Source organism: Streptomyces sp. NPDC093094, from assembly GCF_044754345.1.
Classification (GTDB): Bacteria; Actinomycetota; Actinomycetes; order Streptomycetales; family Streptomycetaceae; genus Streptomyces.
In genome coordinates, this window is the sequence record NZ_JBIVOX010000018.1 from 95039 (window position 1) to 121531 (window position 26493).

The 26493-nt window shown below is 70.7% G+C and carries 22 protein-coding genes and 7 tRNA genes; 11 read left to right on the forward strand and 18 right to left on the reverse strand.

Annotated elements, in window-relative coordinates:
- Positions 1–211 precede the first annotated feature (211 nt).
- Together ACIQGV_RS31300 and ACIQGV_RS31305 are read left to right on the forward strand one after the other, a co-directional pair.
- On the forward strand, positions 212–1708 hold the full coding sequence (locus ACIQGV_RS31300; RefSeq protein ID WP_402500404.1) for a N,N-dimethylformamidase beta subunit family domain-containing protein: 1497 nt from the start codon (positions 212–214) through the stop codon (positions 1706–1708).
- Between the two features lie 102 nt (positions 1709–1810).
- Entirely contained in the window at positions 1811–2710 is a 900-nt protein-coding gene (locus ACIQGV_RS31305; RefSeq protein WP_402500406.1) for a phosphoribosylaminoimidazolesuccinocarboxamide synthase, read from the forward strand.
- 100 nt (positions 2711–2810) lie between these two features.
- Here the strand turns inward: ACIQGV_RS31305 and ACIQGV_RS31310 are convergent.
- From ACIQGV_RS31310 to ACIQGV_RS31345, 8 genes are all read right to left on the reverse strand, one after another.
- Positions 2811–2886 (reverse strand) — tRNA-Gly (locus ACIQGV_RS31310).
- Between the two features lie 22 nt (positions 2887–2908).
- A complete protein-coding gene (locus ACIQGV_RS31315; protein WP_402500408.1) occupies positions 2909–3523 on the reverse strand; it encodes a response regulator in 615 nt (204 codons plus the stop codon).
- Positions 3520–4782 carry a histidine kinase gene (locus ACIQGV_RS31320; protein ID WP_402500410.1) on the reverse strand — a complete coding sequence of 421 codons (1263 nt, stop codon included), beginning with the start codon at positions 4780–4782 and terminating at the stop codon, positions 3520–3522. Before ACIQGV_RS31320 ends, ACIQGV_RS31315 begins: the two co-directional genes overlap by 4 nt.
- Positions 4783–4825: 43 nt before the next feature.
- Positions 4826–5668: an ABC transporter permease gene (locus tag ACIQGV_RS31325; RefSeq protein ID WP_402500413.1), complete on the reverse strand. Its 843-nt coding sequence runs from the start codon at positions 5666–5668 to the stop codon at positions 4826–4828.
- On the reverse strand, positions 5665–6627 hold the full coding sequence (locus ACIQGV_RS31330) for an ABC transporter ATP-binding protein (protein ID WP_402500415.1): 963 nt from the start codon (positions 6625–6627) through the stop codon (positions 5665–5667). The genes ACIQGV_RS31325 and ACIQGV_RS31330 overlap by 4 nt, the downstream gene beginning before the upstream one ends.
- Before the next feature lie 199 nt (positions 6628–6826).
- A tRNA-Gly gene (locus ACIQGV_RS31335) sits at positions 6827–6899 on the reverse strand.
- An 80-nt stretch (positions 6900–6979) separates the two neighbouring features.
- Positions 6980–7051, reverse strand: a tRNA-Gly gene (locus ACIQGV_RS31340).
- A gap of 170 nt (positions 7052–7221) precedes the next feature.
- On the reverse strand, positions 7222–7539 hold the full coding sequence (locus tag ACIQGV_RS31345) for an Lsr2 family protein (protein ID WP_402500417.1): 318 nt from the start codon (positions 7537–7539) through the stop codon (positions 7222–7224).
- A gap of 312 nt (positions 7540–7851) precedes the next feature.
- Between ACIQGV_RS31345 and purS the strand changes: the two genes are divergently transcribed.
- The 7 genes from purS to purM all read left to right on the forward strand — a co-directional run bounded on the left by purS (position 7852) and on the right by purM (position 15429).
- The gene (gene purS, locus ACIQGV_RS31350; protein ID WP_015659417.1) at positions 7852–8115 is read left to right on the forward strand and encodes a phosphoribosylformylglycinamidine synthase subunit PurS; all 264 of its coding nucleotides are present in this window, start codon (positions 7852–7854) and stop codon (positions 8113–8115) included.
- A complete protein-coding gene (gene purQ, locus ACIQGV_RS31355; protein WP_402500419.1) occupies positions 8112–8792 on the forward strand; it encodes a phosphoribosylformylglycinamidine synthase subunit PurQ in 681 nt (226 codons plus the stop codon). The genes purS and purQ overlap by 4 nt, the downstream gene beginning before the upstream one ends.
- On the forward strand, positions 8789–11047 hold the full coding sequence (gene purL, locus ACIQGV_RS31360; protein ID WP_402500422.1) for a phosphoribosylformylglycinamidine synthase subunit PurL: 2259 nt from the start codon (positions 8789–8791) through the stop codon (positions 11045–11047). Before purQ ends, purL begins: the two co-directional genes overlap by 4 nt.
- An 85-nt stretch (positions 11048–11132) precedes the next feature.
- Positions 11133–11927 (forward strand): sterol carrier family protein, encoded by a 795-nt coding sequence (locus ACIQGV_RS31365; RefSeq protein ID WP_402500424.1) that lies wholly within the window; start codon positions 11133–11135, stop codon positions 11925–11927.
- A gap of 44 nt (positions 11928–11971) precedes the next feature.
- A complete protein-coding gene (locus ACIQGV_RS31370) occupies positions 11972–12733 on the forward strand; it encodes an META domain-containing protein (protein WP_402500426.1) in 762 nt (253 codons plus the stop codon).
- 61 nt (positions 12734–12794) lie between these two features.
- Complete coding sequence (purF, locus tag ACIQGV_RS31375) at positions 12795–14324, forward strand: amidophosphoribosyltransferase (RefSeq protein WP_402500428.1); 1530 nt, start codon at positions 12795–12797, stop codon at positions 14322–14324.
- 34 nt (positions 14325–14358) lie between these two features.
- Positions 14359–15429, forward strand: a complete 1071-nt coding sequence (gene purM / locus ACIQGV_RS31380; protein ID WP_402500431.1) for a phosphoribosylformylglycinamidine cyclo-ligase — start codon at positions 14359–14361, stop codon at positions 15427–15429.
- Positions 15430–15535: 106 nt separating this feature from the next.
- On the opposite strand, the gene ACIQGV_RS31385 is transcribed toward purM, so the two are convergent.
- Complete coding sequence (locus ACIQGV_RS31385; RefSeq protein WP_402500433.1) at positions 15536–15793, reverse strand: DUF3073 domain-containing protein; 258 nt, start codon at positions 15791–15793, stop codon at positions 15536–15538.
- Positions 15794–16096: 303 nt separating this feature from the next.
- A complete protein-coding gene (locus tag ACIQGV_RS31390; protein ID WP_402500434.1) occupies positions 16097–17188 on the reverse strand; it encodes a Leu/Phe/Val dehydrogenase in 1092 nt (363 codons plus the stop codon).
- Between the two features lie 224 nt (positions 17189–17412).
- Here ACIQGV_RS31390 and ACIQGV_RS31395 point away from each other — a divergent pair, with 224 nt between their 5' ends.
- Together ACIQGV_RS31395 and bldC are read left to right on the forward strand one after the other, a co-directional pair.
- The gene (locus ACIQGV_RS31395; RefSeq protein ID WP_402500436.1) at positions 17413–18255 is read left to right on the forward strand and encodes a hypothetical protein; all 843 of its coding nucleotides are present in this window, start codon (positions 17413–17415) and stop codon (positions 18253–18255) included.
- Positions 18256–18770: 515 nt separating this feature from the next.
- Positions 18771–18977 carry a developmental transcriptional regulator BldC gene (gene bldC / locus ACIQGV_RS31400; RefSeq protein ID WP_003949541.1) on the forward strand — a complete coding sequence of 69 codons (207 nt, stop codon included), beginning with the start codon at positions 18771–18773 and terminating at the stop codon, positions 18975–18977.
- A 439-nt stretch (positions 18978–19416) separates the two neighbouring features.
- Here bldC and ACIQGV_RS31405 read toward each other — a convergent pair whose 3' ends face one another.
- The 8 genes from ACIQGV_RS31405 to ACIQGV_RS31440 all read right to left on the reverse strand — a co-directional run bounded on the left by ACIQGV_RS31405 (position 19417) and on the right by ACIQGV_RS31440 (position 26445).
- A complete protein-coding gene (locus tag ACIQGV_RS31405; RefSeq protein WP_402500438.1) occupies positions 19417–19650 on the reverse strand; it encodes a DUF6274 family protein in 234 nt (77 codons plus the stop codon).
- Positions 19651–19961: 311 nt separating this feature from the next.
- Positions 19962–20036: transfer RNA gene (locus tag ACIQGV_RS31410), tRNA-Asp, on the reverse strand.
- A 97-nt stretch (positions 20037–20133) separates the two neighbouring features.
- Positions 20134–24078 carry an ATP-dependent RNA helicase HrpA gene (gene hrpA, locus ACIQGV_RS31415; protein ID WP_402500440.1) on the reverse strand — a complete coding sequence of 1315 codons (3945 nt, stop codon included), beginning with the start codon at positions 24076–24078 and terminating at the stop codon, positions 20134–20136.
- Positions 24079–24143: 65 nt separating this feature from the next.
- Positions 24144–24467, reverse strand: coding sequence for a hypothetical protein (locus ACIQGV_RS31420; protein WP_402500442.1), 324 nt, complete (start codon positions 24465–24467; stop codon positions 24144–24146).
- Positions 24468–24571: 104 nt separating this feature from the next.
- A tRNA-Phe gene (locus ACIQGV_RS31425) sits at positions 24572–24645 on the reverse strand.
- Between the two features lie 24 nt (positions 24646–24669).
- Positions 24670–24744: transfer RNA gene (locus ACIQGV_RS31430), tRNA-Asp, on the reverse strand.
- Positions 24745–24792: 48 nt separating this feature from the next.
- A tRNA-Glu gene (locus ACIQGV_RS31435) sits at positions 24793–24865 on the reverse strand.
- Between the two features lie 80 nt (positions 24866–24945).
- Positions 24946–26445, reverse strand: a complete 1500-nt coding sequence (locus ACIQGV_RS31440; RefSeq protein WP_402500444.1) for a metallophosphoesterase — start codon at positions 26443–26445, stop codon at positions 24946–24948.
- Positions 26446–26493 lie beyond the last annotated feature (48 nt).

The following is a 26493-nucleotide window of genomic DNA, read 5'->3' on the forward strand; positions in this document are numbered from 1 at the left end:
GGTCAATCGAAGACGAACAGTGACGGGATCCATGCGCAATGTGATGTGCTGGGACCGGTCGCGCACATGGCAAGAGCACACGACATAGGACAGCCGCGTGCGCCCGCAGCAACTCACCCGTACCCGCACCACAGACCGACCAGTCCGCCGGACGACACCCCGAACGCCGCACGGCGGACCGACACGCGGGGCCCGAGGGAGGGGAGCCACCATGGGACCGGAGCACATCCGCCGCTGGGAGTCGGGCGCGCTCGCCCACGCGGTGACGGACCCCTTCGGCCAGGGCCCCGTCCCCTGGCTGCGCGGCAGCGAGACCTACTTCGACGACACCGGCCAGGTCGTCCCCTGGTACGTGGACCCGGTTCCCGGCGAGGGCGCCACCGGGGTCCCCGTCCCGCGCGGCGCACCGGGCCCGGCCGGATCACCCCGCTCCGCCGACGACGTACACCGCCAGATCAAGGGATTCGTCTCCACCGGCGCGGTCGCCCCCGGCGAGGCCCTCGACTTCCACATCACCGTCGACCCGCCGCAGGAGTTCGGTGTCGACGTCTACCGCATAGGCCACTACGGGGGCGACGGCGCGGCCAAGATCACCACCAGCCCCCGTCTGTCCGGCATCGTCCAGCCCCCTCCGCTGACCGCCGACCGCACGGTCTCCTGCCACCACTGGTGGCTGTCCTGGCGCCTCCAGGTCCCGTCGTACTGGAGCAGCGGCGCGTACGTCGCCGTGCTGACCACCGCCGACGGCTACCGCTCGCACATCCCCTTCACCGTCCGCGACGACCGTCCGGCGGACCTGCTGCTGCTCCTGCCCGACATCACCTGGCAGGCGTACAACCTCTACCCGGAGGACGGCCGCACCGGCGCGAGTCTCTACCACGCCTGGGACGAGCAGGGCCGGCTGCTCGGCGAGGCCGACGCGGCCACGACCGTGTCCTTCGACCGCCCCTACGCCGGTGCGGGCCTGCCCCTGCACGTGGGCCACGCCTACGACTTCATCCGCTGGGCCGAGCGCTACGGCTACGACCTCGCCTACGCCGACGCCCGCGACCTGCACTCCGGCCGCGTCGACCCCACCCGCTACCGGGGCCTGGTCTTCCCCGGCCACGACGAGTACTGGTCAATCCCGATGCGCCGCGCCGTGGAGGGGGCCCGCGACAGCGGCACCTCCCTGGTCCTGCTGTCCGCCAACACCATGTACTGGCAGGTGGAGTTGGGGCCTTCCCCGTCGGGCGTGCCCGACCGGCTGCTGACCTGCCGCAAGCGCAGGGGGCCGGGCAGGCCGGTGCTGTGGCGGGAGCTCGGCCGTCCCGAGCAGCAGGTGGCGGGCATCCAGTACGCGGGCCGGGTCCCCGAACCGCACCCGCTGATCGTCCGCAACGCCTCTCACTGGCTGTGGGAGGCGACCGGCGCGCACGAGGGCGACGAGATCGAGGGCCTGGTGGCGGGCGAGGCCGACCGCTACTTCCCGCGCATCCCGCTGCCCCGGCACGAGGAGCGGGTCCTGCTCGCCCACTCCCCGTACACCGACGCCGACGGCGTCCGCCGCCACCAGGAGACGTCCCTGTACCGGGCGCCCTCCGGGGCGTGGGTCTTCGCGTCCGGAACGTTCGCCTGGTCGCCGGCCCTGGACCGCCCGGGGCACGTCGACCCCCGTGTCCAGCGGGCCACCGCCAATCTTCTGGACCGCATCTGCAAACGTGACTGACCCCGCCGCCCGTGATCCGCCCCGACGGCGGACCCTGTGTCCGTGCCCGCCTCCCCGATACGGGAGAATCGAGCCACTTGGACAGAACCACGGGGAGGAACCGTGTCCGGATTCGTCGAGAAGCCCGAGCCGATGCAGGTCCCGGGCCTGGTGCATCTGCACACCGGCAAGGTGCGCGACCTGTACCGGAACGAGGCGGGCGACCTCGTGATGGTCGCCAGCGACCGCATGTCCGCCTACGACTGGGTGCTGCCCACCGAGATCCCCGACAAGGGCCGTGTCCTCACCCAGCTGTCGCTGTGGTGGTTCGACCAGCTGCGGGACATCGCCCCCCACCATGTGATCAGCACCGAACTGCCCGAGGGCGCCCCCGCCGACTGGGCGGGACGCACCCTGATCTGCAAGTCGCTCCAGATGGTCCCGGTGGAGTGCGTGGCCCGCGGCTACCTCACCGGCTCCGGACTCGTCGAGTACGACGCGTCCCGCACGGTCTGCGGCCTCGCCCTGCCCGAGGGCCTGTCCGACGGCTCCGAGCTGCCCGCCCCGATCTTCACCCCGGCCACCAAGGCCGCCGTCGGCGAGCACGACGAGAACGTCTCCTACGAGGAGGTCGCCCGCCAGGTCGGCGCCGACACCGCCGCCCTGCTGCGCCGGACGACCCTCGACGTCTACGCCCGCGCCCGCGACATCGCCCGCGACCGCGGGATCATCCTCGCGGACACCAAGTTCGAGTTCGGCTTCGAGGGCGAGACCCTCGTCCTCGCCGACGAGGTCCTCACCCCCGACTCCTCCCGCTTCTGGCCGGCCGACCGCTGGCAGCCGGGCCGCGCGCAGCCGTCGTACGACAAGCAGTTCGTGCGCGACTGGCTGACGTCGGCGGAGTCCGGCTGGGACCGCAGGAGCGAGCAGCCCCCGCCGCCGCTGCCGGAGCAGGTCGTGGAGGCGACCCGCGCCAAGTACATCGAGGCGTACGAGCGTCTGACGGGCGTGAGCTGGGCGTGAGGTGAGCGGCCCCCGGGACACCGGGGGCCGCCGCACGCCGGACCGGCCATGTGCGGCCCCGGACACGAAGAAACCCCCGGCCGATGACCGGGGGTTTTTCTGGAGCGGACGACGAGGCTCGAACTCGCGACCTCAACCTTGGCAAGGTTGCGCTCTACCAACTGAGCTACGTCCGCATGCGCCGTGGCGCGAGAGCCACTATACCCAACCTCGCTCCCGTGCGAGACGCACTGCCGTATGCCGGTTCTCCGCACCGAGTTTCGTGACGGCCGAGGAGAGGTAGTTGCGGACGGTCCCCTGGGACAGCGCGGCCCGCTCGGCGATCTCCGCGACGGGTGCCCCGTCGGCCGCGAGCTCCAGCACCTCCGCCTCCCGCGCCGTCAGCGGGGAGTCCCCGGAGGCGATCGCGTCGGCCGCCAACTCGGGGTCGACGTAGCGGTTTCCGGCGTGCACCGTGCGGATGATCTCGGCGAGCCGCCGGGCGCTGACGGTCTTGGGCACGAACCCCCGCACACCCGCCGCGAGCGCCCGTTTCAGATGCCCGGGCCGCCCGTGGCTGGTCACGATCAGCACCTTGCAGCCGGGCAGTTCGGCCAGCAGCGATGTGGCGACCTTCACACCGTCAGCACCCGGCATCTGGAGGTCCAGCACGGCGACGTCGGGTGTGTGCGCCAGTGCCATCGCCAGCGCCTCGGGCCCGGTGGCGGCCTCCGCGACGACCTGGAGGTCGTCCTCCAGGGCCAGCAGCGCGGCCAGGGCGCCCCGGATGAGGTGCTCGTCGTCGGCGAGCAGCAGACGCAGCGGAGCGGTCACGCCGTGACCCCGCTCGCCCCGGAACGGGCCAGCGGCACCCTGGCCACCACCCGGAACTCGTTCTTCCCGGCCGGTCCCGCCTCCAGCGTCCCGTCCACCGCGGCCAGCCGTTCGCGCAGTCCGGCCAGCCCCGATCCGCCCCGGCCCGGAGCGGGTCCGGCCTGCCCCGATCCGTCCCGTTCCGGAGCGGGTCCGGCCACGCCGTCGTTCTCCACCGTCAGCACCACATGCCCCTCGGTCATCCGCAGTCCCACCGCACACCGTCCGGCGTCGCCGTGCCGCAGCACATTGGTCGTCGCCTCCCGCACCACCCAGCCGAGCGCCGACTGCACCTCGCCGGGCAGCCCGTCGGTCTCCCCGGTCACCTCGCAGTCGATGCCGGCCGCCGTCAGCACACCTCTGGCCCCCGCCAGTTCGGCCCCGAGGTCGGCCTCCCGGTAGCCCCGTACGACATCGCGCACCTCGCGCTGCGACTCCTGCGCGATCCGCTGCACCTCGACCATCTGCTCCACGGCCTCGGGCCGCTCGCGCCGCGCCAGTTGCACGGCCAGTTCGCTCTTGAGGGCGATCACCGCGAGATTGCGCCCCAGGACGTCGTGCAGATCCCGCCCGAACCGCAGCCGCTCCTCGGCGACCGCGAGCCGCGCCCGGGTCTCGCGGGCGGCGTCGAGCTCGTAGACGGCTTTCAGCAGCCAGACGGAGAAGACCGAGGTGAAGGCGAGGAACGCGCTGCCGAGCAGCACCACCAGCGCGATCGCCGCCGCCGCCGGGCCGGGCATCCCCAGCGGCCAGGCGACCGCGCCGGCCCCCGCGGCGAAGCCGCCCACGATCGCGAGCACCCGCCGGCGGTCCCGGACGCCGAGCGCGAGCGTGCCCGCCCCGAAGACGAGGACGCCTCCGAAGACCGCTCCCGCCGCGGCCTCCGTGTCCGCCCCGTCGGGCCCGTGCTCGGCGAGCACGACAGCGGCCACGGCGACCGCCGCGGTCACGCAGGCGCACACCCACAGCAGCCGTACCGGCTGTTCCCGCTGTCCACGGGTCCAGTCCAGCGCCCGTGACGCGGTCACCACGGAGACACCCGCATGTCCGCACACCGCCAGCATCAGCCAGACCGCGAGCCCGGTCTCCGCCTGGGCGAAGGCCGGCAGGCCGATCGAGAGAACCTCGATCACGCTGAAGAAGTGGAACGACCAGCGCGTGTACGTCTCGACCTTCGCCGGTGTGCTCTTGCGCCGCCACCAGCCCCCCGCCCCGCGCATACGCCTGTCCCCCGCCCCGCGCATACGCCCGTCCCCCGTCCGCTCATCGCCGCGGCTCCCAGCGGAACCACCGCCGTACAGCAAACACCGCGATCACGGTCCAGGCCAGCGCGGTCGCACAGGCGCCCAGGGCCTCGTAGCCGGACAGCTGTCCGGTCCAGCCGCCGCGCACCAGCGTGATCACCGGGCTCAGCGGCAGCAGCTCGAACACCGAGGCCACCCGGTCGGGCGCCAGCTCCAGCGGGATCATGACCCCCGAGCCGATCATCGACACCATCACCAGCGGCAGCGCCGTGGCCTGCGCGCTCTCCACCGTCCGGGTGAAACCCGCGGTGACCGCGGCCAGCGCCGCGCACAGCACCAGCCCCAGCAGCAGCCCCAGTACGGCGAGCGGGGCCGCCTCCGGCGCCGGCACGTCGAGCAGCGCCGTGCAGCCCGCGACCAGCACCAGCGACTGGACCAGCCCCGTGACGACCGCCGGCAGCGACGTCCCGGCCAGGATCTCCGGGTCCGTCAGTTCCCCGGTGCGCAGCCGCTTCAGCACGAGTTCCTCGCGCCGTCCCACGAAGACGCTGACGAGCGCCGAGTACACGGCGAACAGCAGCGAGAACCCGATGGCTCCGGGCAGCAGCACCAGCCCCACGCTGAGCCCGTTCTCCGCGAGGTCCATGTCCTCGACGACCGTCCGCGCGCTGAACGGCAGCACCAGCGGCACGACGAGCGCCCCCACGAGCATGCCCCTGCTGCGCCCGAACAGCGTCAGCTCGGCCCGTCCCAGCGCCGTGATCCGACGGGCCGCCGTGCTCGTGGCGGCCCGCTTCCCGGCCCGCCCCCCGGCCGGTTCCCCCGCCCGGTCCCCCGTGGTCCGCTCCACCGTCGTGCTCATACCGCGACCTCCTCACGGCCGTCCGCGGACCGGGTCCGCTCCGCCTCCCGGGCGATCCCCAGGAACGCCTCCTCCAGCGAGGCCGCCCGCACGTCCAGCCCGTGCAGCTCGACCCCCGCCCCCTCGGCCCACACCAGCAGCCGGGTCGCCGCCCGCTGGAGCTCACGGGTGCGCAGCCGGACGACGCCGCCGTCCACGCTGTGCCCGCTCACCCCCAGCTCGCCGAGCGGCGGCAGATCGCCGAGGAAGTACCCCTCGGGCAGCCGGAAGGAGATGTGGGAGGGCTGCGCCTCGGTCACCTCGGCGGGTGTCCCCGTGGCCGCGATCCGCCCGTGGTGCAGGATCGCCAGCCGGTCGGCGAGATCCGCGGCCTCCTCCAGGTAGTGCGTGGTCAGCAGCACGGTCGTACCGGCGTCCCGCAGTTCCCGGACCAGCTCCCAGGTGTCCTGGCGCCCCTCCGCGTCCAGCCCGGTCGTCGGCTCGTCGAGGAACAGCACCTCCGGATCGCCCAGCAGCGCCAGTGCCAGGTCGAGGCGTCTGCGCTCCCCGCCCGACAGCTGCTTGACCCGTACGCCCGTCCGGCGGGAGAGCCCGACCCGCTCCAGCACCTCGGCCGGCGGCCGGGCCCCGCTGACGCAGCCGGCCCACATACGGGCGGTCTCGGCGACGGTCAGCTCCGAGGGGAACCCGCCCTCCTGGAGCATGACGCCCGTCCGCGGCCGTACGGCGGCCCGCTCGGTGTGGGGGTCGTGGCCGAGGACACGCACCCGGCCTCCGCTGGGTCCGGCCAGTCCCTCCAGCAGTTCGACGGTGGACGTCTTGCCCGCCCCGTTCGTGCCCAGCAGGGCGAAGATCTCCCCGCGTGCCACGTGGAACGTGATGCCGCGGACCGCTTCGAACCCGCCCCCGTACACACGCCGCAGGTCGGTGACCTCGATCACGTGCTCTGTCGTGTTCATGGATTCAGCATCCCGGCGCCCGGCCGGTGACGGCAGTGCGCGCTGTCACCGGTCCCCATGACAAATGTCAGACCCGGAAGGACACGAACGAAAGGACGTGAACCCGAGGGGTACGAAGCGGAAGGACGTGAGCCGGAAGGACGCGAACCCGGAGAACACGAAAAAGCCCCGGTCCCTGAGGACCGGGGCTTTTCTCCCGAGCGGACGACGAGGCTCGAACTCGCGACCTCAACCTTGGCAAGGTTGCGCTCTACCAACTGAGCTACGTCCGCATTGCCTCCGACCGGCTCTCACCGATCGGCGCGAGCACCAGCCTACCCGATCCACCGGAGTGGTCGTGACGGCGATGCAGAGCGGGTGACAGGAATTGCACACTGCGCCTTCCCCCTGGAAGGGGGATGTTCTACTACTGAACTACACCCGCATGCCCCTGCGAGCTGGGCTTTTCGGCCCCGCCTCGCTGGCGTGCTCCAGACTCTAGCTGATCAGCGGGGGTGCTGTGCAAGTCCGTTCCCCCGCGGGGTGCCCGCCCGGCCCCGGGCGGGGCCGGCGGTGCGGTGCCGGACCCGGCCCCGCACCGGCCGGTCACCCGGCTCACTGCGCTTCGGCGAACGCCTCGTAGACCTTCTTGGGGATGCGGCCGCGCGCGGGCACGTCCATCTTGTTCGCCTGGGCCCAGGCGCGTACCGCCGCCGGGTCGGGCGCGACCTCCGTCTGCCGGAAGGCCCGGCCCGACTTCGACCGCTTGCGGCCGGCCTCCACGTACGGCGCGAGCGCCTTACGCAGTTTCTCGGCATTGGATTCATTCAGGTCGATCTCGTACGACTTGCCGTCGAGTCCGAAGGCGATCGTTTCCGCCGCTTCCGAGCCGTCGATGTCGTCGAAGAGCGTGACCACGACCTTCTGCGCCACGAATATCGGTCCCTTCGTACGGCCGCCGATGCAGACTTCCAGCTGCGGCGACGTGCCGAGTGTCGGCTATTGCCAATTCATTTGTACAGTGCCCGGCAATGCAAAGTGAAGCCCGACTAAATCTCTCCGCGTGTCCGTGCGCAATAGGTATCGCGGACGGAACGGCGATCTTTCCCGGAACTTTTCCCGAACACGGCCCTTCGATACCTGATCGTGATGGCGGTCACGTAGGTTCCTACGACTCTACTCGCGTAGAAATTTTGTGCGGGTAGTCTGAAGGAACCTGCTCAGCACCACACACCGGGAGTGCCAGTGGCACGCGTCGTAGTCGACGTCATGCTCAAGCCGGAGATCCTCGACCCCCAGGGCCAGGCGGTGCAGCGCGCACTGCCGCGGCTGGGTTTCGAAGGCATCTCGGACGTCCGTCAGGGAAAGCGATTCGAACTGGAAGTTGACGGGCCGGTCGACGAGGCCGCGCTCGCCCGCATCCACGATCTTGCGGAATCCTTCCTCGCCAACACCGTGATCGAGGACTTCACCGTCAAGGTCGAGGAAGTCGCGGAGGCCGCGAAGTGACCGCTCGTATCGGCGTCGTCACTTTTCCCGGAAGTCTCGACGACCGGGACACCCAGCGCGCGATCCGCCTCGCGGGCGCCGAACCGGTCGCCCTGTGGCACAAGGACAAGGACCTCAAGCAGGTCGACGCCGTGGTGCTGCCCGGCGGATTCTCCTACGGCGACTATCTGCGGGCCGGGGCCATCTCCCGGTTCTCGCCGGTGATGGAGACGGTGATCGAGCAGGCGAAGGCCGGTCTGCCGGTCCTCGGCATCTGCAACGGCTTCCAGGTCCTCACCGAGGCCCACCTGCTGCCCGGCGGCATGCTCGGCAACGACCACCTGCACTTCATCTGCCGCGACCAGAAGCTGCGGGTGGAGAACGCGGACACGGCCTGGACCAGCGACTACGAGGCGGGGCAGGAGATCCACATCCCGCTGAAGAACATGGACGGCCGCTACGTCGCCGACCGGTACACGCTGGACAAGCTGGAGGCCGAGGGCCGGGTCGCGTTCCGGTACGTCGACTTCAACCCGAACGGCTCGCTCAACGACATCGCCGGCATCACCAACGAGGCCGGCAACGTGGTGGGTCTGATGCCGCACCCGGAGCACGCCGTGGAGCCGCTGATCGGCACCGGCCGCACCGACGGCCTCCCCTTCTTCACCTCGATCCTCAAGAAGCTGGTCACCGCATGAGCCGCACGCCTCTGGACACGGTCGAGAACGCGGCCGCGACCCCCGACGTCGAGCTGCCCTGGGCCGAACTCGGTCTGAAGAAGGACGAGTACGAGCGCGTGGTCGAGATCCTCGGCCGCCGGCCCACCGGCGCCGAGCTCGCCATGTACTCGGTCATGTGGTCCGAGCACTGCTCGTACAAGTCCTCCAAGGTCCACCTCCGCCAGTTCGGCGAGAAGGCCCCCGAGTCCGAGGCGATGCTCGTCGGCATCGGCGAGAACGCCGGTGTCGTCGACGTCGGCCAGGGCTACGCGGTCACCTTCAAGGTCGAGTCGCACAACCACCCGTCGTACGTCGAGCCCTACCAGGGCGCGGCCACCGGCGTCGGCGGCATCGTGCGCGACATCATCGCCATGGGCGCCCGCCCGGTCGCGGTCGTGGACCCGCTGCGTTTCGGCGCGGCCGACCACCCCGACACCAAGCGCGTCCTGCCCGGCGTCGTCGCCGGCATCGGCGGCTACGGCAACTGCCTGGGCCTGCCCAACATCGGCGGCGAGGTCGTCTTCGACGCCTGCTACCAGGGCAACCCGCTGGTCAACGCCGGTGCCATCGGCGTGATGCGGCACGAGGACATCCACCTCGCCAAGGCGTCCGGCGCCGGCAACAAGGTCATCCTCTACGGGGCCCGCACCGGCGGCGACGGCATCGGCGGCGCCTCCATCCTGGCCTCCGAGACCTTCGACGACGCCAAGCCGTCGAAGCGCCCGGCCGTCCAGGTCGGCGACCCCTTCCAGGAGAAGCTCCTCATCGAGTGCACCCTGGAGGCGTTCGCCGAGAAGCTCGTCGTCGGCATCCAGGACCTGGGCGCCGCGGGTCTGTCCTGCGCGACCAGCGAGCTGGCGTCCAACGGCTCCGGCGGCATGCGCGTCACCCTGGACGACGTACCCCTGCGCGACTCCACGCTCTCGCCCGAGGAGATCCTCATGAGCGAGTCGCAGGAACGCATGTGCGCGGTCGTCGAGCCGGAGAAGGTCGACCGCTTCCTCGCGATCTGCGAGAAGTGGGACGTCATCGCCACCGTCATCGGTGAGGTCACCGACGGCGACCGCCTGGAGATCTTCTGGCACGGCGGCAAGATCGTCGACGTCGACCCGCGCACGGTCGCCCACGACGGCCCCGTCTACGAGCGCCCCTACGCCCGCCCCTCCTGGCAGGACGAGCTCCAGGCGGACGACGCGAACAAGCTGCCCCGCCCGGCGACGAGCGAGGAGCTGAAGGACCAGGTCCTGAAGCTGGTCGCGTCCCCCAACCAGGCGTCCAAGAAGTGGATCACGTCCCAGTACGACCACTTCGTGCAGGGCAACACCGTCCTCGCCCAGCCCGAGGACTCCGGCATGATCCGCATCGACGAGGAGACCGGCCTCGGCGTCGCCATCGCCACGGACGGCAACGGCCGCTACGCCAAGCTCGACCCGTACACGGGCGCGCAGCTGGCCCTGGCGGAGGCGTACCGCAACGTGGCGACGACGGGCGCCAAGCCCCTCGCCGTGTCGGACTGCCTCAACTTCGGCTCGCCCGAGGACCCGGCGGTCATGTGGCAGTTCGCGGAGGCCGTGCGCGGTCTGGCGGACGCCTGCCTCCAGCTCGGCACCCCGGTGACCGGCGGCAACGTCTCGCTCTACAACCAGACGGGCGAGGCCGCCATCCACCCGACGCCGGTCGTCGCCGTCCTCGGCGTGATCGACGACGTGGCCCGCCGCACCCCGGTCGCCTTCCAGGAGGAGGGCCACCTCCTCTACCTGCTCGGCGACACCCGCGAGGAGTTCGGCGGCTCGGCCTGGTCCCAGGTCGTCCACGACCACCTCGGCGGACTGCCCCCGAAGGTGGACCTGGAGCGCGAGCGGCTGCTCGGCGAGATCCTGATCTCGGCCTCCCGCGACGGCATGATCGACTCCGCGCACGACCTCTCCGACGGCGGCCTGGTCCAGGCGGTCGTGGAGTCGGCGCTGCTCGGCGGCAAGGGTGCCCGTCTGGTCGTCCCCGACGGCCTGGACGCGTTCACCTTCCTCTTCTCCGAGTCGGCCGGCCGCGCGGTCGTGGCCGTCCCCCGCTCGGAGGAGGTCCGCTTCAACGACATGTGCGGCGCCCGGGGTCTGCCCGTCACCCGCATCGGTGTCGTCGACGGCGACTCGGTCGACGTCCAGGGCGAGTTCACCCTCCCCCTGGCCGAGCTGCGCGAGGCGCACGAGAACACCATCCCGGCGCTGCTGAAGTAGGCCGCGCCGGTACGGCACCGAAGGCCCCGCCCGTTTCCTCACGGGCGGGGCCCTTCGTGTCCCCGGCCCGGCATAGGCTCGCCCCATGCCGGCCAAGAAGCGCACCCGCAGCTACGACCCCGTCAAGATCCGTGCCGCCGTGTCCGCCCAGTTCGGGCATGTGCGTCAGGCGGTCGGCGCCCTGAGCCCGGATCAACTCGAGCTGCCCACCCGGCTGGACGGCTGGACCGTACGGGACCTGGTCGCGCACCTCACCCTGACGGTCGCCGCCGTCGGCCGGGCCCTGGAGCGGCCCGAGCCGCCGAAGGCCGGCATCGCGCTGCTCGACTACCCGTCCGTGACCGCCCCGTTCGCCGAGGCCGTCGCCGACGGCACCCGGCAGCTGGCCGCCGCCACCCCCGACCTCGACGCGCTCTGCGCCCGCACCGAGGAGGACCTCACCCGGCGGCTCGCCGACGCCGACGGCAGCCGTGTGGTCGACATCCGGGCCGGCGGCATGACCCTCACCGACTTCCTGGTCACCCGCGCGCTCGAACTCGTCGTCCACACCGACGACCTCAACGCCGCCGTGCCCGGCCCGGACATCCCGTACGACAAGCAGGCCCTGGCCGCGACCACCCGTCTGCTGGCCGACGCGCTCGCCGCGAAGGCGCCCGGCGGGGCGACCGAGGTACGGATCCCGCCCTACGCCGTGGTGCAGTGCGTGGAGGGTCCCCGCCACACCCGCGGCACCCCGCCGAACGTCGTCGAGACCGACCCCCTGACCTGGATCCGCCTGGCCACAGGCCGACTGACCTGGTCCGACGCCCGGGAGGCCGCCCTGGTGAGCGCGAGCGGGGAACGAGCGGACCTGAGCGGGCTGCTGCCGCTGATGGCCTGAGACCGTCCGGGGAACCGATCGCGGGTCCCTCCCGTCCCACCGGCATGGACAAGCAGCGACTGACCCTCGCGGCCCTCACTCTCATCCCGCTCGTCGCCGCCTGCGGCACCGACACGTCCGGTGGTGACGCCGTGGGGGCCGGGCCGGCCCTCACCGGTGTGCACTGGGCCGTCACGGACGTCACCGTCGACGGCACCACCAGCCGGGCCCCCGACACCGCCCGTCTGCACATCGCCGCGGACGGCACCGCCGACGGCAACCTCGGCTGCAACGGCTTCAGCTCCGACACCGACCTCGACGGCGACCACGTCGTCTTCCGGCAGCTCGGCGCCACCGAGATGGCCTGCACGGGCGTTCCGGCCGGTTTCGAGCAGACCCTCGCCGACACCCTCACCGACGGCAGCCTCACCGCCCGGGTGAAGGACGGCCGGCTCACCCTGACCACCGCCGACGGCGACCGTGTCCGCCTCACCGAGGAGAAGCCCGCCCCGCTGTCCGGCACCACCTGGACGGTCACCGACCCGGCCTCCGACGGCCGTGCCCGCCTCACCTTCGACACCTCCGAGGAGACCCTCTCGGGAAGTCTCGGCTGCAACAGGGTGAACGCCGACGCGACCGTACGCGACGGCCGTATCACGCTGGGCACGTTCGCCACCACCCGAATGGTGTGCGAAGGCTCACTCATGAAGACCGAACAGGCCCTCCAGCGCATTCTCGACGGCACCGTCGACTACCGGATCGATCACCGTACCCTCACTCTGACCAGCGAAAACGGCGAGAAGGTGACCGCCGTCGCCGCACGGTGATCCATTACCGGCGGGTATCCCCAATTCGGACCAGTGGTCGATCTCGCCTACACTCGGAGCCGTGCCACGTGGTGACGGTCGACTCAATCACGATCTGCTCCCCGGCGAGAAAGGCCCCCAGGACGCGTGTGGCGTCTTCGGTGTCTGGGCTCCGGGTGAAGAGGTCGCAAAGCTCACGTACTTCGGGCTCTACGCCCTCCAGCATCGGGGCCAGGAATCCGCGGGAATCGCGGTCAGCAACGGCTCCCAGATCCTCGTCTTCAAGGACATGGGCCTCGTGTCCCAGGTCTTCGACGAGACCTCTCTCGGTTCGCTCCAGGGTCATATCGCGGTCGGACACGCCCGCTACTCGACCACCGGCGCCTCCGTGTGGGAGAACGCCCAGCCGACGTTCCGCGCCACCGCGCACGGTTCGATCGCGCTCGGCCACAACGGCAACCTCGTCAACACGGCCCAGCTGGCCGAGATGGTCGCCGCCCTGCCGAACGACAACAACAGCCGCTCCACCCGCGTGGCTGCCACCAACGACACCGACCTGCTGACCGCGCTCCTCGCGGCCCAGGTCGACGAGGACGGCAAGCCGCTCACCATCGAGCAGGCAGCCCACCAGGTCCTGCCGAAGGTCCGGGGCGCGTTCTCGCTCGTCTTCATGGACGAGCACACCCTCTACGCAGGCCGTGACCCGCAGGGCATCCGCCCGCTGGTCCTCGGCCGGCTGGAGCGCGGCTGGGTCGTCGCCTCCGAGTCCGCCGCTCTGGACATCTGCGGCGCCAGCTATGTGCGCGAGATAGAGCCGGGCGAGTTCATCGCGATCGACGAGAACGGCCTGCGCACCTCCCGCTTCGCGGAAGCGAAGCCCAAGGGCTGTGTCTTCGAGTACGTGTACCTGGCCCGCCCCGACACCGACATCGCCGGCCGCAACGTGTACCTCTCCCGCGTGGAGATGGGCCGCAAGCTCGCCGCCGAAGCACCCGTCGAGGCCGACCTGGTCATAGCGACCCCGGAGTCCGGCACCCCGGCCGCCATCGGCTACGCCGAGGCCAGCGGCATCCCCTTCGGCGCGGGCCTGGTGAAGAACGCCTATGTGGGCCGCACCTTCATCCAGCCCTCCCAGACGATCCGCCAGCTCGGCATCCGTCTGAAGCTGAACCCGCTGAAGGAAGTCATCAAGGGCAAGCGCCTGGTCGTCGTCGACGACTCCATCGTGCGCGGCAACACCCAGCGGGCCCTGGTCCGCATGCTGCGCGAGGCGGGCGCCGCCGAGGTCCACATCAGGATCTCCTCCCCGCCCGTGAAGTGGCCCTGCTTCTTCGGCATCGACTTCGCCACCCGCGCCGAGCTCATCGCCAACGGCATGACCATCGACGAGATCGGCACCTCGCTGGGCGCCGACTCCCTGGCGTACATCTCCATCGACGGCATGATCGAGGCGACCACCATCGCCAAGCCGAACCTGTGCCGCGCCTGCTTCGACGGCGAGTACCCGATGGAGCTGCCCGACCCGGAGCTGCTCGGCAAGCAGCTGCTGGAGACCGAGCTGGCCGCCGGCCCGGCCGCCACGGCCGCGGCCGACGCGATCCGCCGCCCGTAAGCCCCGTATCTCTCAACCCGAAAGATCCCAGGCAATGTCTGAGACAACTACTGGTGCTTCCTACGCGGCGGCCGGAGTCGACATCGAGGCGGGCGACCGCGCGGTCGAGCTGATGAAGGAGTGGGTCAGGAAGACGCAGCGCCCCGAGGTCCTCGGCGGCCTCGGCGGTTTCGCCGGCCTCTTCGACGCCTCCGCCCTCAAGCGCTACGAGCGTCCGCTGCTCGCCTCCGCCACCGACGGCGTCGGCACCAAGGTCGACATCGCGCGTCAGATGGGTGTCTACGACACCATCGGCCACGACCTGGTCGCGATGGTCATGGACGACATCGTGGTGTGCGGCGCCGAGCCGCTGTTCATGACCGACTACATCTGCGTCGGCAAGGTCCACCCCGAGCGGGTCGCCGCGATCGTCAAGGGCATCGCCGAGGGCTGTGTGCTGGCCGGCTGCGCCCTGGTGGGCGGCGAGACGGCCGAGCACCCGGGCCTGCTGGGCCCGGACGACTTCGACGTCGCGGGCGCCGGCACCGGTGTCGTGGAGGCCGACCGGCTGCTGGGCCCGGATCGCATCCGCACGGGTGACGCCGTGATCGCCATGGCGTCCTCCGGCCTTCACTCCAACGGGTACTCCCTGGTCCGGCACGTCCTGCTGAAGCAGGCGGGCCTCGCCCTGGACTCCCGGATCGAGGAGCTCGGCCGCACCCTCGGAGAGGAGCTGCTGGAGCCCACCAAGATCTACTCGCTGGACTGTCTGGCCCTCACCCGCACCACCGAGGTCCACGCCTTCAGCCATGTCACCGGCGGCGGTCTCGCGGCCAACCTGGCCCGGGTGATCCCGGACACGCTGCACGCGACCGTGGACCGCACCACCTGGACCCCGGGCGCGATCTTCGACCTCGTCGGCAGGACCGGCGACGTCGAGCGCCTGGAGCTGGAGAAGACCCTCAACATGGGCGTCGGCATGATCGCCGTCGTCCCGCAGGAGTCGGTGGACGTGGCCCTGACGACGCTGGCCGACCGCGGGGTCGACGCATGGGTCGCGGGCGAGATCACGGACCGCGGTGAGCACACCACCGGTGCCACCATGATCGGTGACTACGCGAACTGAGGCGACCGCCCGGGTCGGGCCGGCTCCGGCCGGCTTCGACCTGCTGGCAGCACAGAACCCGGTCGGTGACCGAAGTCAACCGACCGGGTAGGTGCTCAGTGCGAGGTCAAGCGCCGCGACGGTGTTGTGAGGAGTCCTCGTCCTCGTCGTCCTCGTCGTCGTCCTCATAGAGGTCGGCGTACCGGGAGTAGAGATCGTCGTCGTCGTGCTCATCGTCCTCGAGCGGCTCGCCGTTCGGCGGCTGGCTCGAAGGATTCGATGCGCCCAGTTCACTGGCCAGACGTGACAGGTCAGTCCCACCGCTGTTGTACTTCAGCTGGCGGGCGACCTTTGTCTGCTTGGCCTTGGCCCGGCCGCGCCCCATGGCTCGACCCCCTCGGTGACGGGGCTTGACAACCCCAGAGTCTGACACGCGTTCATGATCCGGAACGGACTCTCCGCGGAGAGGCCCGTCCGTAGGGCTTCCACGGTACCTGAGCTCGCGCCCATACGGTACGTCGCCCGCAGCACGCGCGTGTGCACAGGACCTTCGAGGCGCCCTGTCCTCGCTGGTCAGTGCCGATTTTAACCACTTACTGACGGACGACCCGCCGGTTGAAGTGAGAGTTCTCTCTAACCGACCCCCGGCGGGTACCGCGTGAACCTTTGGCCCACGCTCCGCGGAACGTCAGAATCCGCGGGCGGCGGCCGCTTCGTGCATGCGCTGCTCGGCGATCCGGTCGGCCGCGGCGGCCGGCGGGATCCCATCAGCCTTCGCGCGTGCGAATATGGCCAGCGTGGTGTCGAAGATCTTCGACGCCTTCGCCTTGCACCGGTCGAAGTCGAACCCGTGCAGCTCGTCGGCGACCTGGATGACACCGCCCGCGTTCACCACGTAGTCGGGCGCGTACAGGATCCCGCGGTCGGCGAGGTCCTTCTCCACACCCGGGTGGGCGAGCTGGTTGTTGGCCGCGCCGCAGACCACCTTCGCGGTCAGCACCGGCACCGAGTCGTCGTTCAGGGCGCCGCCCAGCGCGCAGGGGGCGTAGACGTCCAGCCCCTCGATGCGGATCAGCGCCTCGGTGTCGGCGACGGCCGTGACGCCCTCGTGCCGCTCGGTGATCCGGCGCACCGCGTCCTCGCGCACGTCCGTCACGAACACCTCGGCGCCCTCCGCGACCAGGTGCTCGACCAGGTGGTGGCCGACCTTGCCGACGCCGGCGATGCCGATCCGCCTGCCCCGCAGGGACGGGTCGCCCCACAGGTGCTGGGCGGAGGCGCGCATGCCCTGGTAGACGCCGAACGCGGTCAGCACCGAGGAGTCGCCGGCGCCGCCGTTCTCGGGGGAGCGGCCGGTCGTCCAGGCGCACTCGCGGGCCACGACGTCCATGTCCGCGACATAGGTGCCGACGTCGCAGGCGGTGACGTACCGGCCGCCGAGCGAGGCCACGAACCGGCCGTAGGCCAGCAGCAGCTCCTCGGTCTTGATCCGCTCAGGATCGCCGATGATCACGGCCTTGCCGCCGCCGTGGTCCAGCCCGGCCATGGCGTTCTTGTACGACATCCCCCGCGCGAGGTTCAGCGCGTCGGCGACGGCCTCCTCCTCGCTGGCGTAGGGGTAGAAGCGCGTGCCGCCCAGCGCGGGGCCGAGGGCGGTGGAGTGGATGGCGATGACGGCCTTGAGGCCGCTGGCACGGTCCTGGCAGAGCACGACTTGCTCATGACCCCCCTGGTCCGACTGGAACAGGGTGTGCAGGACGCCGTCGGTTACGTCGGTCACTGTGGTGACTCCTGGGTAAGTAGCGGCGGTTGGGAACAGGGTCCCGTGCGGGTGGCGGGGCCCCGTTGGGCTGAAGAGTAGAGCGTGTCCACGCCCCGCACCTCGCCGAGCTCAGGATCACCTACACACGGAGTACGCCCGTGCGACGATTCGGATAGTTTTCCCGTCCCTTTGTCGGCGGGTTCCGCAGTTTTCCCCGGCTGGCGGCGGGGGAGGGAGCAGGCGTGCCCAAGGTGTCCTCGGTGATCGTCCCGTACGCGGCCTACTTGCGTGTGTACGAGCCGCTGGCCGCCTTCCCCGAACCCGAACGCGCCCACTGGACGCGCTACGCCCGTCGCCCCGACCGCCCGACGTACCAGGACGAACTGCGTCGCTCGCTGGCCGACTTGCTGCCCACACCGCCCGTCGCGGTCCCGGTGCACGAGAGCGGCGACGCGTTCGTGCTGGAGGCCGACGGCGTCGTCCACGTCTGCCCGTGGCGCACCCGGCTGCGCGGCTGGCAGGCTCTGGGGGACCTGGGCGAGGAACTGCCGGCCGCGGTCCTGGACGCCGTGCTGCCGCCCCTCGTGCGTGACCAGGCCGCGCAGGACTACGAGCGCTGGCTGGCCCGCAACCCCGACGCCCGCCCCTGGATCCGCACGGCCACCTGGCAGGTGCCGCTGAACTGGTTCGTGCTCGTGGCCGACGAGGAGCGCGAGTACACCAAGGGCTCCGGCGACGAGGTGCCCCTGCTGCGCTACCGCACCCCGATGGTGCAGGCCCGCCGGCGGGTCGCGCGGGGCCTGCGCGCCCTGCGGGAGGCCGTCGACGAGGGCCCGCTGATCGACGGGCTGGTGGACGTCGGCCGCTGGCTGGAGGAGTTCCACCCGCGCTCGCTCGTCGAGCTGGACTACGGCGGGCTGGTGCACGCCCTGCCGGCCGGCGACCTGGAGGGCGACCGTTCGGCGGCGGACGTGGCCGAGGGGATCGACGCGCTGCGCCGGGGCGACGGGGTCGCGGCGGGGGAGGCGTACGGGCGGCTGGTGGAGCGCTGGCGCGCGGTGCGGGACCTGCGGTCCGCGAACTGACGCCGCGACAGAAGCGGGACCCGGGGAGTGACCTGCGTCACGGACTTGAAGGCGGTGGACCGCGTACGGTCTACCGCACTTCCAGAAGTTGACGGGACGTAGGTCCCGATCCGGGCGTTTAGCCCAAGCGTGACAGACAGCACGTACATGACCCTTGCGCCCCTTGCCCTTCCTCGTGCCAAAATAGGACAAGGAGCCCGGGGAGGGCTCTGTCTCAGCATTACACGCTTTGGGGGGTCTGGTGCCTCCTGATCGCCCTGTGACTGATCGTCACAGTGGCGTGACTGTCCGCTATGGCATGGTCCATCGGCTTCCGTCGCTGATGAACACCTGGGAGGGCAATTCCATCGGTTTGGCCGACGCGGCTGGACAGATGGTGTAGTTGTAGTGCCGAGGACAAGCCGTTCGTCCTATAACCGACTCGACCCGCGTCCGCCATTTCGGGCAACGCGGGTCAAGGTGCAGAATTTAGAGGAAAGAACCGAGAAGGTTCGGTTCTCCCGAGGAGGCCGCTCATGACCGCTCGCACCCCTGATGCCGAGCCGCTGCTGACCCCGGCTGAGGTCGCCACGATGTTCCGCGTCGACCCCAAGACGGTCACGCGGTGGGCGAAGGCCGGCAAGCTCACGTCGATCCGCACGCTCGGCGGGCACCGCCGCTATCGCGAGGCTGAGGTCCGCGCTCTGCTTGCGGGTATTCCGCAGCAGCGCAGCGAGGCCTGAACAACTTCATAACCGGGCAAACCGGTCGGACCCCCAATCCGGTCGAGATGCCCGGCACCACTAGCTCCACACGACGCGGGACCTGCCCCAACAGGACCCACGCCCAAGCCACTCAGAGCTTCGCAGGCACGAAACAGGGTGTGTCGTAGATCGCGCTGGACTCCGCCGGGTCCAGCGCGATTTTTTTGTGCCCGGACCCAGGGTCCGGCGGCGGGGCGGGAGGGGGCTGTGAACGGTCTCGGTGCGACCTCTGAACACCGGTGCAATTGCACATATTAAATTGACCACTTGTAGGGGTGGGGTAAGAGCCACTGTTCCGGAAACTCGTCCGGTGACTCCCGTCACATGACAGGGTACTTGTTGCCTCCGGCACATCTGCGCTAGTGGAAGCGCGCGTTCCAGCGGCCCCTCCGGGCAAGGCGGTTGAGGCCGGCGGACGTCACGGGACCGGGGGGTGCGCTTCCCCGCCCTCCCCGCACTCCACGTCCTCCGTCTCCTCCCGCTCCTTCGGAGCGTCCTCGGGTGTCCCGGTACCCCGCGGCGCCCCGTCCATGGCCAGCCGCAGCAGCTGATGGCACACCGGGCAATGACGTGTCAGATGCCGGTACGACGACGCGGCCGCCAGATGCGCCCGCAGCAAAGCCCGCGTCTCGTGCCTGACGGATGCCGCCATACGACCCCTCCAGCGCCCACCGCACCCACGACCCTGCCCTTTCCGGGGTACCGAGCGGATGTGACGCCGTCAAGGCCGCGGAGGAGGCTCTGGAGGGTCGCCGGCGGGGCGAACGGCCCCCCGGGCGGGGTCGGAGCCCCCGGACGGGGTGAGGCGCGTCACGGGCCGCCGAAGACCCCGGGGCCCGCCGGGCCCGCGCACCGGCGACGCACCCGGACACGGAGAAGGCCCGCCCCCTCGCGGGGCGGGCCCTCCCGGACACGACCGAGGCCCCGTGTCCGGGTGACGGATACGGGGCCTCGGCCTTCATGCGGTCCTGACGGGATTTGAACCCGCGGCCTCCACCTTGACAGGGTGGCGAGCACTCCAAACTGCTCCACAGGACCAGGTTTCGCCTCGCTCTGCGTTTCCGCGTTGCGCTGCGAGAAGGACACTACAGGAGGGTGAGCCTCCTGGTCGAACTCACCCTCAGTGCCCGCCCGGCTACGGCGCGGCCGCGTCGATCGCCTTCACGATCCGCTTGTCCGACACCGCGTACGCCGTGCCCAGCGCGTGCGCGAAATAGCTCACCCGGAGCTCCTCGATCATCCAGCGGATCTCCCGCACGGACGCCGGCACCGGACGGCCCTTCGGCAGCTGCTCCAGCAGCCACGCGTACTCGTCCTGCATGTCGTGGACCTTCTCCATGCGGGTCGTGTCCCGCTGGACCCCCGTCGGCATCTGCTGCAACCGCCGGTCCGCCGCCACCAGGTACCGCATCAGATGCGGCAGCCGCGCGATCCCCGCCTCCGTCACGAAGCCCGGCCGCACCAGCTTGTCCAGCTGCGCCCGTACGTCCGCCAGATTCGCCAGCAGCGCGGGACTCCGTACGCCCTTCAGCCGCCGCTCGCACGCCTGCCAGGCCGCCAGCACCTGCTGCACCTGCCCGACCGCGCGCACGGTCGTGTCGACGATCTCCGCCCGCACCTTGTCGAACAGCTTCCGGTACGACTCCTCGTCCCACACCGGCCCGCCGAAGTCGGCGATCAGCTTGTCCGCCGCCGCCATCGCACAGTCGTCGAACAGCGCCTGCACCGAACCGTGCGGATTCGCCGACAGCGCCAGCTTCTGGGCGTTCGACAGACGGTCGCTCGCGAACTTCGCCGGGTTCACCGGGATGTTCCGCAGGATCAGCCGGCGGGTGCCCCGCCACATCGCCTCCGCCTGCTCCGCCTCCGTGTCGAACAACCGCACCGACACCGTGTCCCCGTCGTCCACCAGCGCCGGATACGCCTTCACCGGCTGCCCCGCCCGGCGTGTCTCGAACACCCGCGTCAGCGTGCCGATCGACCAGTCCGTCAGCCCCCGGCGCTCCAGCGACTCCCCGCCCTCGCGCGACGCCGACGCCGCCGCGGCCTGTGACAGCGCCTGGCGTGCCTTCGGCTTCAGCCGCAGCCTCAGGACCTCCAGATCCTTGTCCTCGGCCAGCTTGCGCCGCCGCTCGTCCACGATCCGGAACGTGATCCGCAGATGGTCCGGCAGCTTCGCCCAGTCGAAGTCCTCCGCCTCGAACGGCACCCCGACCATCCGCTTCAGCTCACGCGCCATCGTCACCGTCAGCGGCTCCTGGAGGGGCACCGCCGTGGCGAGGAAGCGCTTGGCGAAGTTCGGCGCGGGCACGTAGTGGCGGCGGATCGGCTTCGGCAGCGAACGGATCAGCTCCGTGACGACCTCCTCCCGCAGACCCGGGATCTGCCAGTCGAAGCCCTCGTCCGTCACCTGGTTCAGCACCTGGAGCGGGATGTGCACGGTCACACCGTCCGCGTCCGCGCCCGGCTCGAACTGGTAGGTCACCCGGAACGTCAGCTGTCCCTGCCGCCACGAGTCCGGATAGTCGGCCTTGGTGACCGCCTCCGCCGACTCACGGATCAGCATCTCCCGCTCGAAGTCCAGGAAGTCCGGCTGCTCGTGCCGCTTCCTCTTCCACCACGAGTCGAAGTGCGCCCCCGACACGACGTGTTCGGGCACCCGCTGCTCGTAGAAGTCGAACAGCGTCTCGTCGTCCACGACGATGTCCCGGCGCCGCGCCCGGTGCTCCAGCTCCGCGACCTCGCTCAGGAGCCGGCGGTTGTCGGCGAAGAACTTGTGGTGCGTGCGCCAGTCGCCCTCGACCAGCGCGTTGCGGATGAACAGCTCCCGCGAGACCTCGGGGTCGATCCGGCCGTAGTTCACCTTGCGCTGCACGACGATCGGGACGCCGTACAGCGTCACCTTCTCGTACGCCATCACCGCCGCCTGGTCCTTCTCCCAGTGCGGCTCGCTGTACGTCCGCTTCAGGAGATGCCCGGCGAGCGGCTCGACCCACTCCGGCTCGATCTTCGCGTTGACCCGCGCCCACAGCCGCGAGGTCTCCACGAGCTCGGCGGACATCACGAAACGCGGCTGCTTCCGGAACAGCGCCGAACCCGGGAAGACCGCGAACTTGGCGTTGCGGGCACCCAGATACTCGTTCTTGTTGCCGTCCTTCACGTCCTTCATCCCGATGTGGGAGAGAAGGCCGGCCAGCAGCGAGACATGGATGCGGTCGGCGGGAGCGTCCTCCTCGGCCAGATGGATCCCCATCTGCTTCGCGACCGTGCGCAGCTGGCTGTAGATGTCCTGCCACTCGCGGATGCGCAGGAAGTTCAGGTACTCCTGCTTGCACATGCGCCGGAACGAACTCGAACCCCGCTCCTTCTGCTGCTCGCGGACGTACCGCCACAGGTTCAGATAGGCGAGGAAGTCGCTCGTCTCGTCCTTGAACCGCGCGTGCTGCTGGTCGGCCTGGGCCTGCTTCTCGGCCGGCCGCTCCCGCGGATCCTGGATCGACAGCGCCGCGGCTATGACCATGACCTCCCGGACGCAGCCGTTGCGGTCGGCCTCCAGCACCATCCGCGCCAGCCGCGGGTCCACCGGCAGCTGCGCCAGCTTGCGGCCCGTCTCCGTCAGCCGCTTGCGCACGTCCTTCTGCGCCGGGTCCAGCGCGCCCAGCTCCTGGAGCAGCTGCACACCGTCACGGATGTTGCGGTGGTCCGGCGGGTCGATGAAGGGGAACTTCTCGATGTCGCCGAGGCCCGCCGCCGTCATCTGCAGGATGACCGACGCCAGGTTCGTCCGGAGGATCTCCGCGTCCGTGAACTCCGGCCGGGCGAGGAAGTCCTCCTCCGAGTACAGCCGGATGCACACACCGTCGCTCGTACGGCCGCAGCGGCCCTTGCGCTGATTGGCGCTGGCCTGCGAGACCGCCTCGATGGGCAGCCGCTGCACCTTGGTGCGATGGCTGTACCGGGAGATCCGCGCGAAGCCGGGGTCGATCACGTACTTGATGCCCGGCACGGTCAGCGACGTCTCCGCCACGTTCGTCGCCAGAACGATCCTGCGGCCCGTGTGCGGCTGGAACACCCGGTGCTGCTCGGCGTGCGACAGCCGGGCGTACAGCGGAAGCACCTCGGTGAACCGGTACTGCTTCCTGTTGAGCGCGTCCGCCGTGTCCCGGATCTCGCGCTCGCCGGAGAGGAAGACCAGGATGTCGCCCCGGCCCTCGCCCATCAGCTCCTCGACCGCGTCCGTGATCGCCGTGATCTGGTCGCGGTCGGCGTCCTCGGAGTCCTCCTCCAGCAACGGCCGGTAGCGCACCTCCACCGGGTACGTACGCCCGCTCACCTCGATGATCGGCGCGTCCCCGAAATGCCGTGAGAACCGCTCGGGGTCGATCGTCGCCGAGGTGATGACGACCTTCAGGTCCGGCCGCCTCGGCAGCAGCTGGGCCAGATAGCCCAGCAGGAAGTCGATGTTGAGGGACCGCTCGTGGGCCTCGTCGATGATGATCGTGTCGTAGGCGCGCAGCTCACGGTCCGTCTGGATCTCCGCGAGCAGGATGCCGTCCGTCATCAGCTTCACGAACGTCGCGTCCGGGTTCACCTGGTCGGTGAACCGCACCTTCCAGCCCACGGCCTCCCCGAGCGGGGTCCGCAGCTCCTCGGCCACCCGCTCGGCGACCGTGCGCGCCGCGATCCGCCGGGGCTGCGTGTGCCCGATCATGCCCCGCACACCACGGCCGAGCTCCATGCAGATCTTCGGGATCTGCGTCGTCTTGCCGGAGCCTGTCTCACCGGCCACGATCACGACCTGGTGGTCCCGGATCGCGGCCGCGATCGCGTCCTTCTTCTGGCTGACGGGAAGCTGCTCGGGATAGGTGACCGCGGGCACCCGAAGGCGCCGCGCACCCATCCGTTCCTCGCCCTTGGAGACCTCCGCCTCGATCTCCTCGAGGACGGCGGCCCGGGCCTCCGGCTTACGGATCTTGCGGGCACCCTCCAGCCGCCGCCCGAGCCGGTGCGCATCACGCAGGGACAGCTCGGTCAGACGGGCGGCGAGGGCGCCGAGGGCGGGGGCAGGCTGCGTAGACATACGCGGTCCAGGATCTCATCCCCGCCAAATCCGTGGCGAACGCTTTTGCCCCCGCCGCGCCCGCCTCAGCCGGCCGGCGTCTCCGGGCCCCGCTGAGCAGGCGGAACGGCCTGTCCGGCGTCGGCCGCGCCCGGCGTGCGGGGCGCCCCGCCGAGGGCGATGTTCTGCGCGGTGTTCGACACGGCCTTGATCCCCAGATAGGCCGTGGTCACTCCGCTGATCGCGGTGAAGGCGGTCGTCAGCACCCCCACGATCACCGCCTTGTCCCCGTCGAGCTGCCACACCCCGACCACGGCGACCACGGCGATGGCGAGATTGCTCCCGAGCACGGCCTGCAACCCGTACCGGGCCCGCTGCCGCTCCACTTCGCCGGCACCACTGCGCCCCATGACGCCCCCGTTCCCCCACACCGGTCCTCGGCTGCCACAACGTAGCGCCCTCGCGCCCGCCGGACACGCAGAAGGCCCCGATCCGGAGATCGGGGCCTTGACTGTGGCTGGGGCCGGGGTCGAACCGGCGACCTATCGCTTTTCAGGCGATCGCTCGTACCAACTGAGCTACCCAGCCACGAGATCTTCGAGAAGATCTCAGCGGTCCTGACGGGATTTGAACCCGCGGCCTCCACCTTGACAGGGTGGCGAGCACTCCAAACTGCTCCACAGGACCTTGCTTTGTGTGCGAGCGACGTGCTCAAGTGTCGCACACGGTACTACGTGCCCCCAACGGGATTCGAACCCGTGCTACCGCCTTGAAAGGGCGGCGTCCTAGGCCGCTAGACGATGAGGGCTATCGGCCCGCCTGGGCGCTTCGCAGCGCCTCGGGGACGTGAGAAGCATATGGGATGGCGGGAGGTATCGCCAAAACGGTTTACGGGGAGGCCGGGGACGGGGGGCCCGAGGACGTTCCGGCGCCCGGGGTGTTCTCCTCCGGGAGGTGGCGGCTGACCTCGGCCGTCGTGAGACCGAGACCGCCCAGCCTGATCTCGTCCCATGCCTGGAGCCGGCGGGTGTCGCGGTCGAGGTAGAGGATCGAGGTCTCGATGGGGTCGGGGTGCTCGCCCTCGATCGCGCGCAGACCGCTGCCGCCGGTGGAGCCCTCGATGCGCAGGCGGGTGCCGTACTTCAGGATCTCCATCTCCTGGTGGTGGAGGTGCCCGGACAGCACGAGGGGGACCTCGCCGTCGGTCTCGCGGGCCGCGGACGGTTCATGGACGACGGCCACGTCGACGGGCGTGCCCGCGGTGCGCTGGTCGCGCAGGGCGGTGGCCAGCCGGGCGCCGGCGAGTTCCTGCGACGCCTCCGCGCCGGGCTTCCCGGAGCGGTCGGGGGTGAACTGGGGGTCGCCGATGCCCGCGAAGCGCAGCCCCGCGATGGTCTCCGCCCGGCCGTCGTCGAGGACGTGCACCTGGCGCAGGCCCTCCAGATGGCGCTGGGTGACTTCGGAGTCGTGGTTGCCGCGGACCCAGACGTAGGGGGCGCCGAGGTCCTCGATCGGGTCGAGGAAGCCGTTCTCGGCGGCGGTGCCGTGGTCCATGGTGTCGCCGGAGTCGACGATGACGTCGACGTCGTACTGGTCCACCAGCGAGGCGATGATCTTCCAGCTCGCGGGGTTGAGATGGATGTCGGAGACGTGCAGGACACGGATGGTCGAGGGGTCCGGGGCGTAGACGGGCAGCGTGGACGTGGCGTCGTAGAGCTTGGTGACGTTGGTGACGAGACGGGCGAGCTCCTTCTGGTAGACGTCGAACTCGGTGACGATGCTGCGGGCGTTGCCGACGAGGGACGGCGCCGAGGTCAGCAGGCCGGAGAAGCGGGGTTCGAGGACGGACTTGGGGTTCCAGGTGGCGTACGCGGTGACCCCGGAGGCCGCGAGCAGGGCGAGCGCGAGGCCGCCGGCGGCGAGGGCGCGGCGGGGGCGGCGGTAGACGGCGAGGCCGAGGGCGGTGGCGCCGGTGACGACGGCGACGCAGGAGCGCACGGCGAGGTCGAGGGTGCCGTGGGTGACGTCGTGCGCCACCTCGTCCTGGAGCCCGGAGAGCCGTTCGGGGTGGTCGACGAGGGCCTGGGCGCGATCGGGGTCGAGCTGGTCGACGTTGACGTCGAGGCGTACGGGGGCGACATGGCTGTCGAGCCGGAGGGCGCCGAGGGGAGAGACGTTGATCTTGGTGCCGCCGGTGAGGGAGGGCCGCAGCGTCATGGTGGTGTCCATGGGGCCCACGGGGATACGGACGTCGCCGACGACGAGCAGGCCCAGCCAGGCGCCGGCGAGGACGACCGTGAGGAGGCCGAGAGCGCGCGTCCAGGGGCCGGGTCGGTCGTGCAGCGGGGGCGGGCCGTCGGTGGGCCGTGGGGTGGTGACGCGGGCCATTGGTGCCGTATGCCCATGTCTGCGGGGCGGTATGCCGTGCGATCGGTG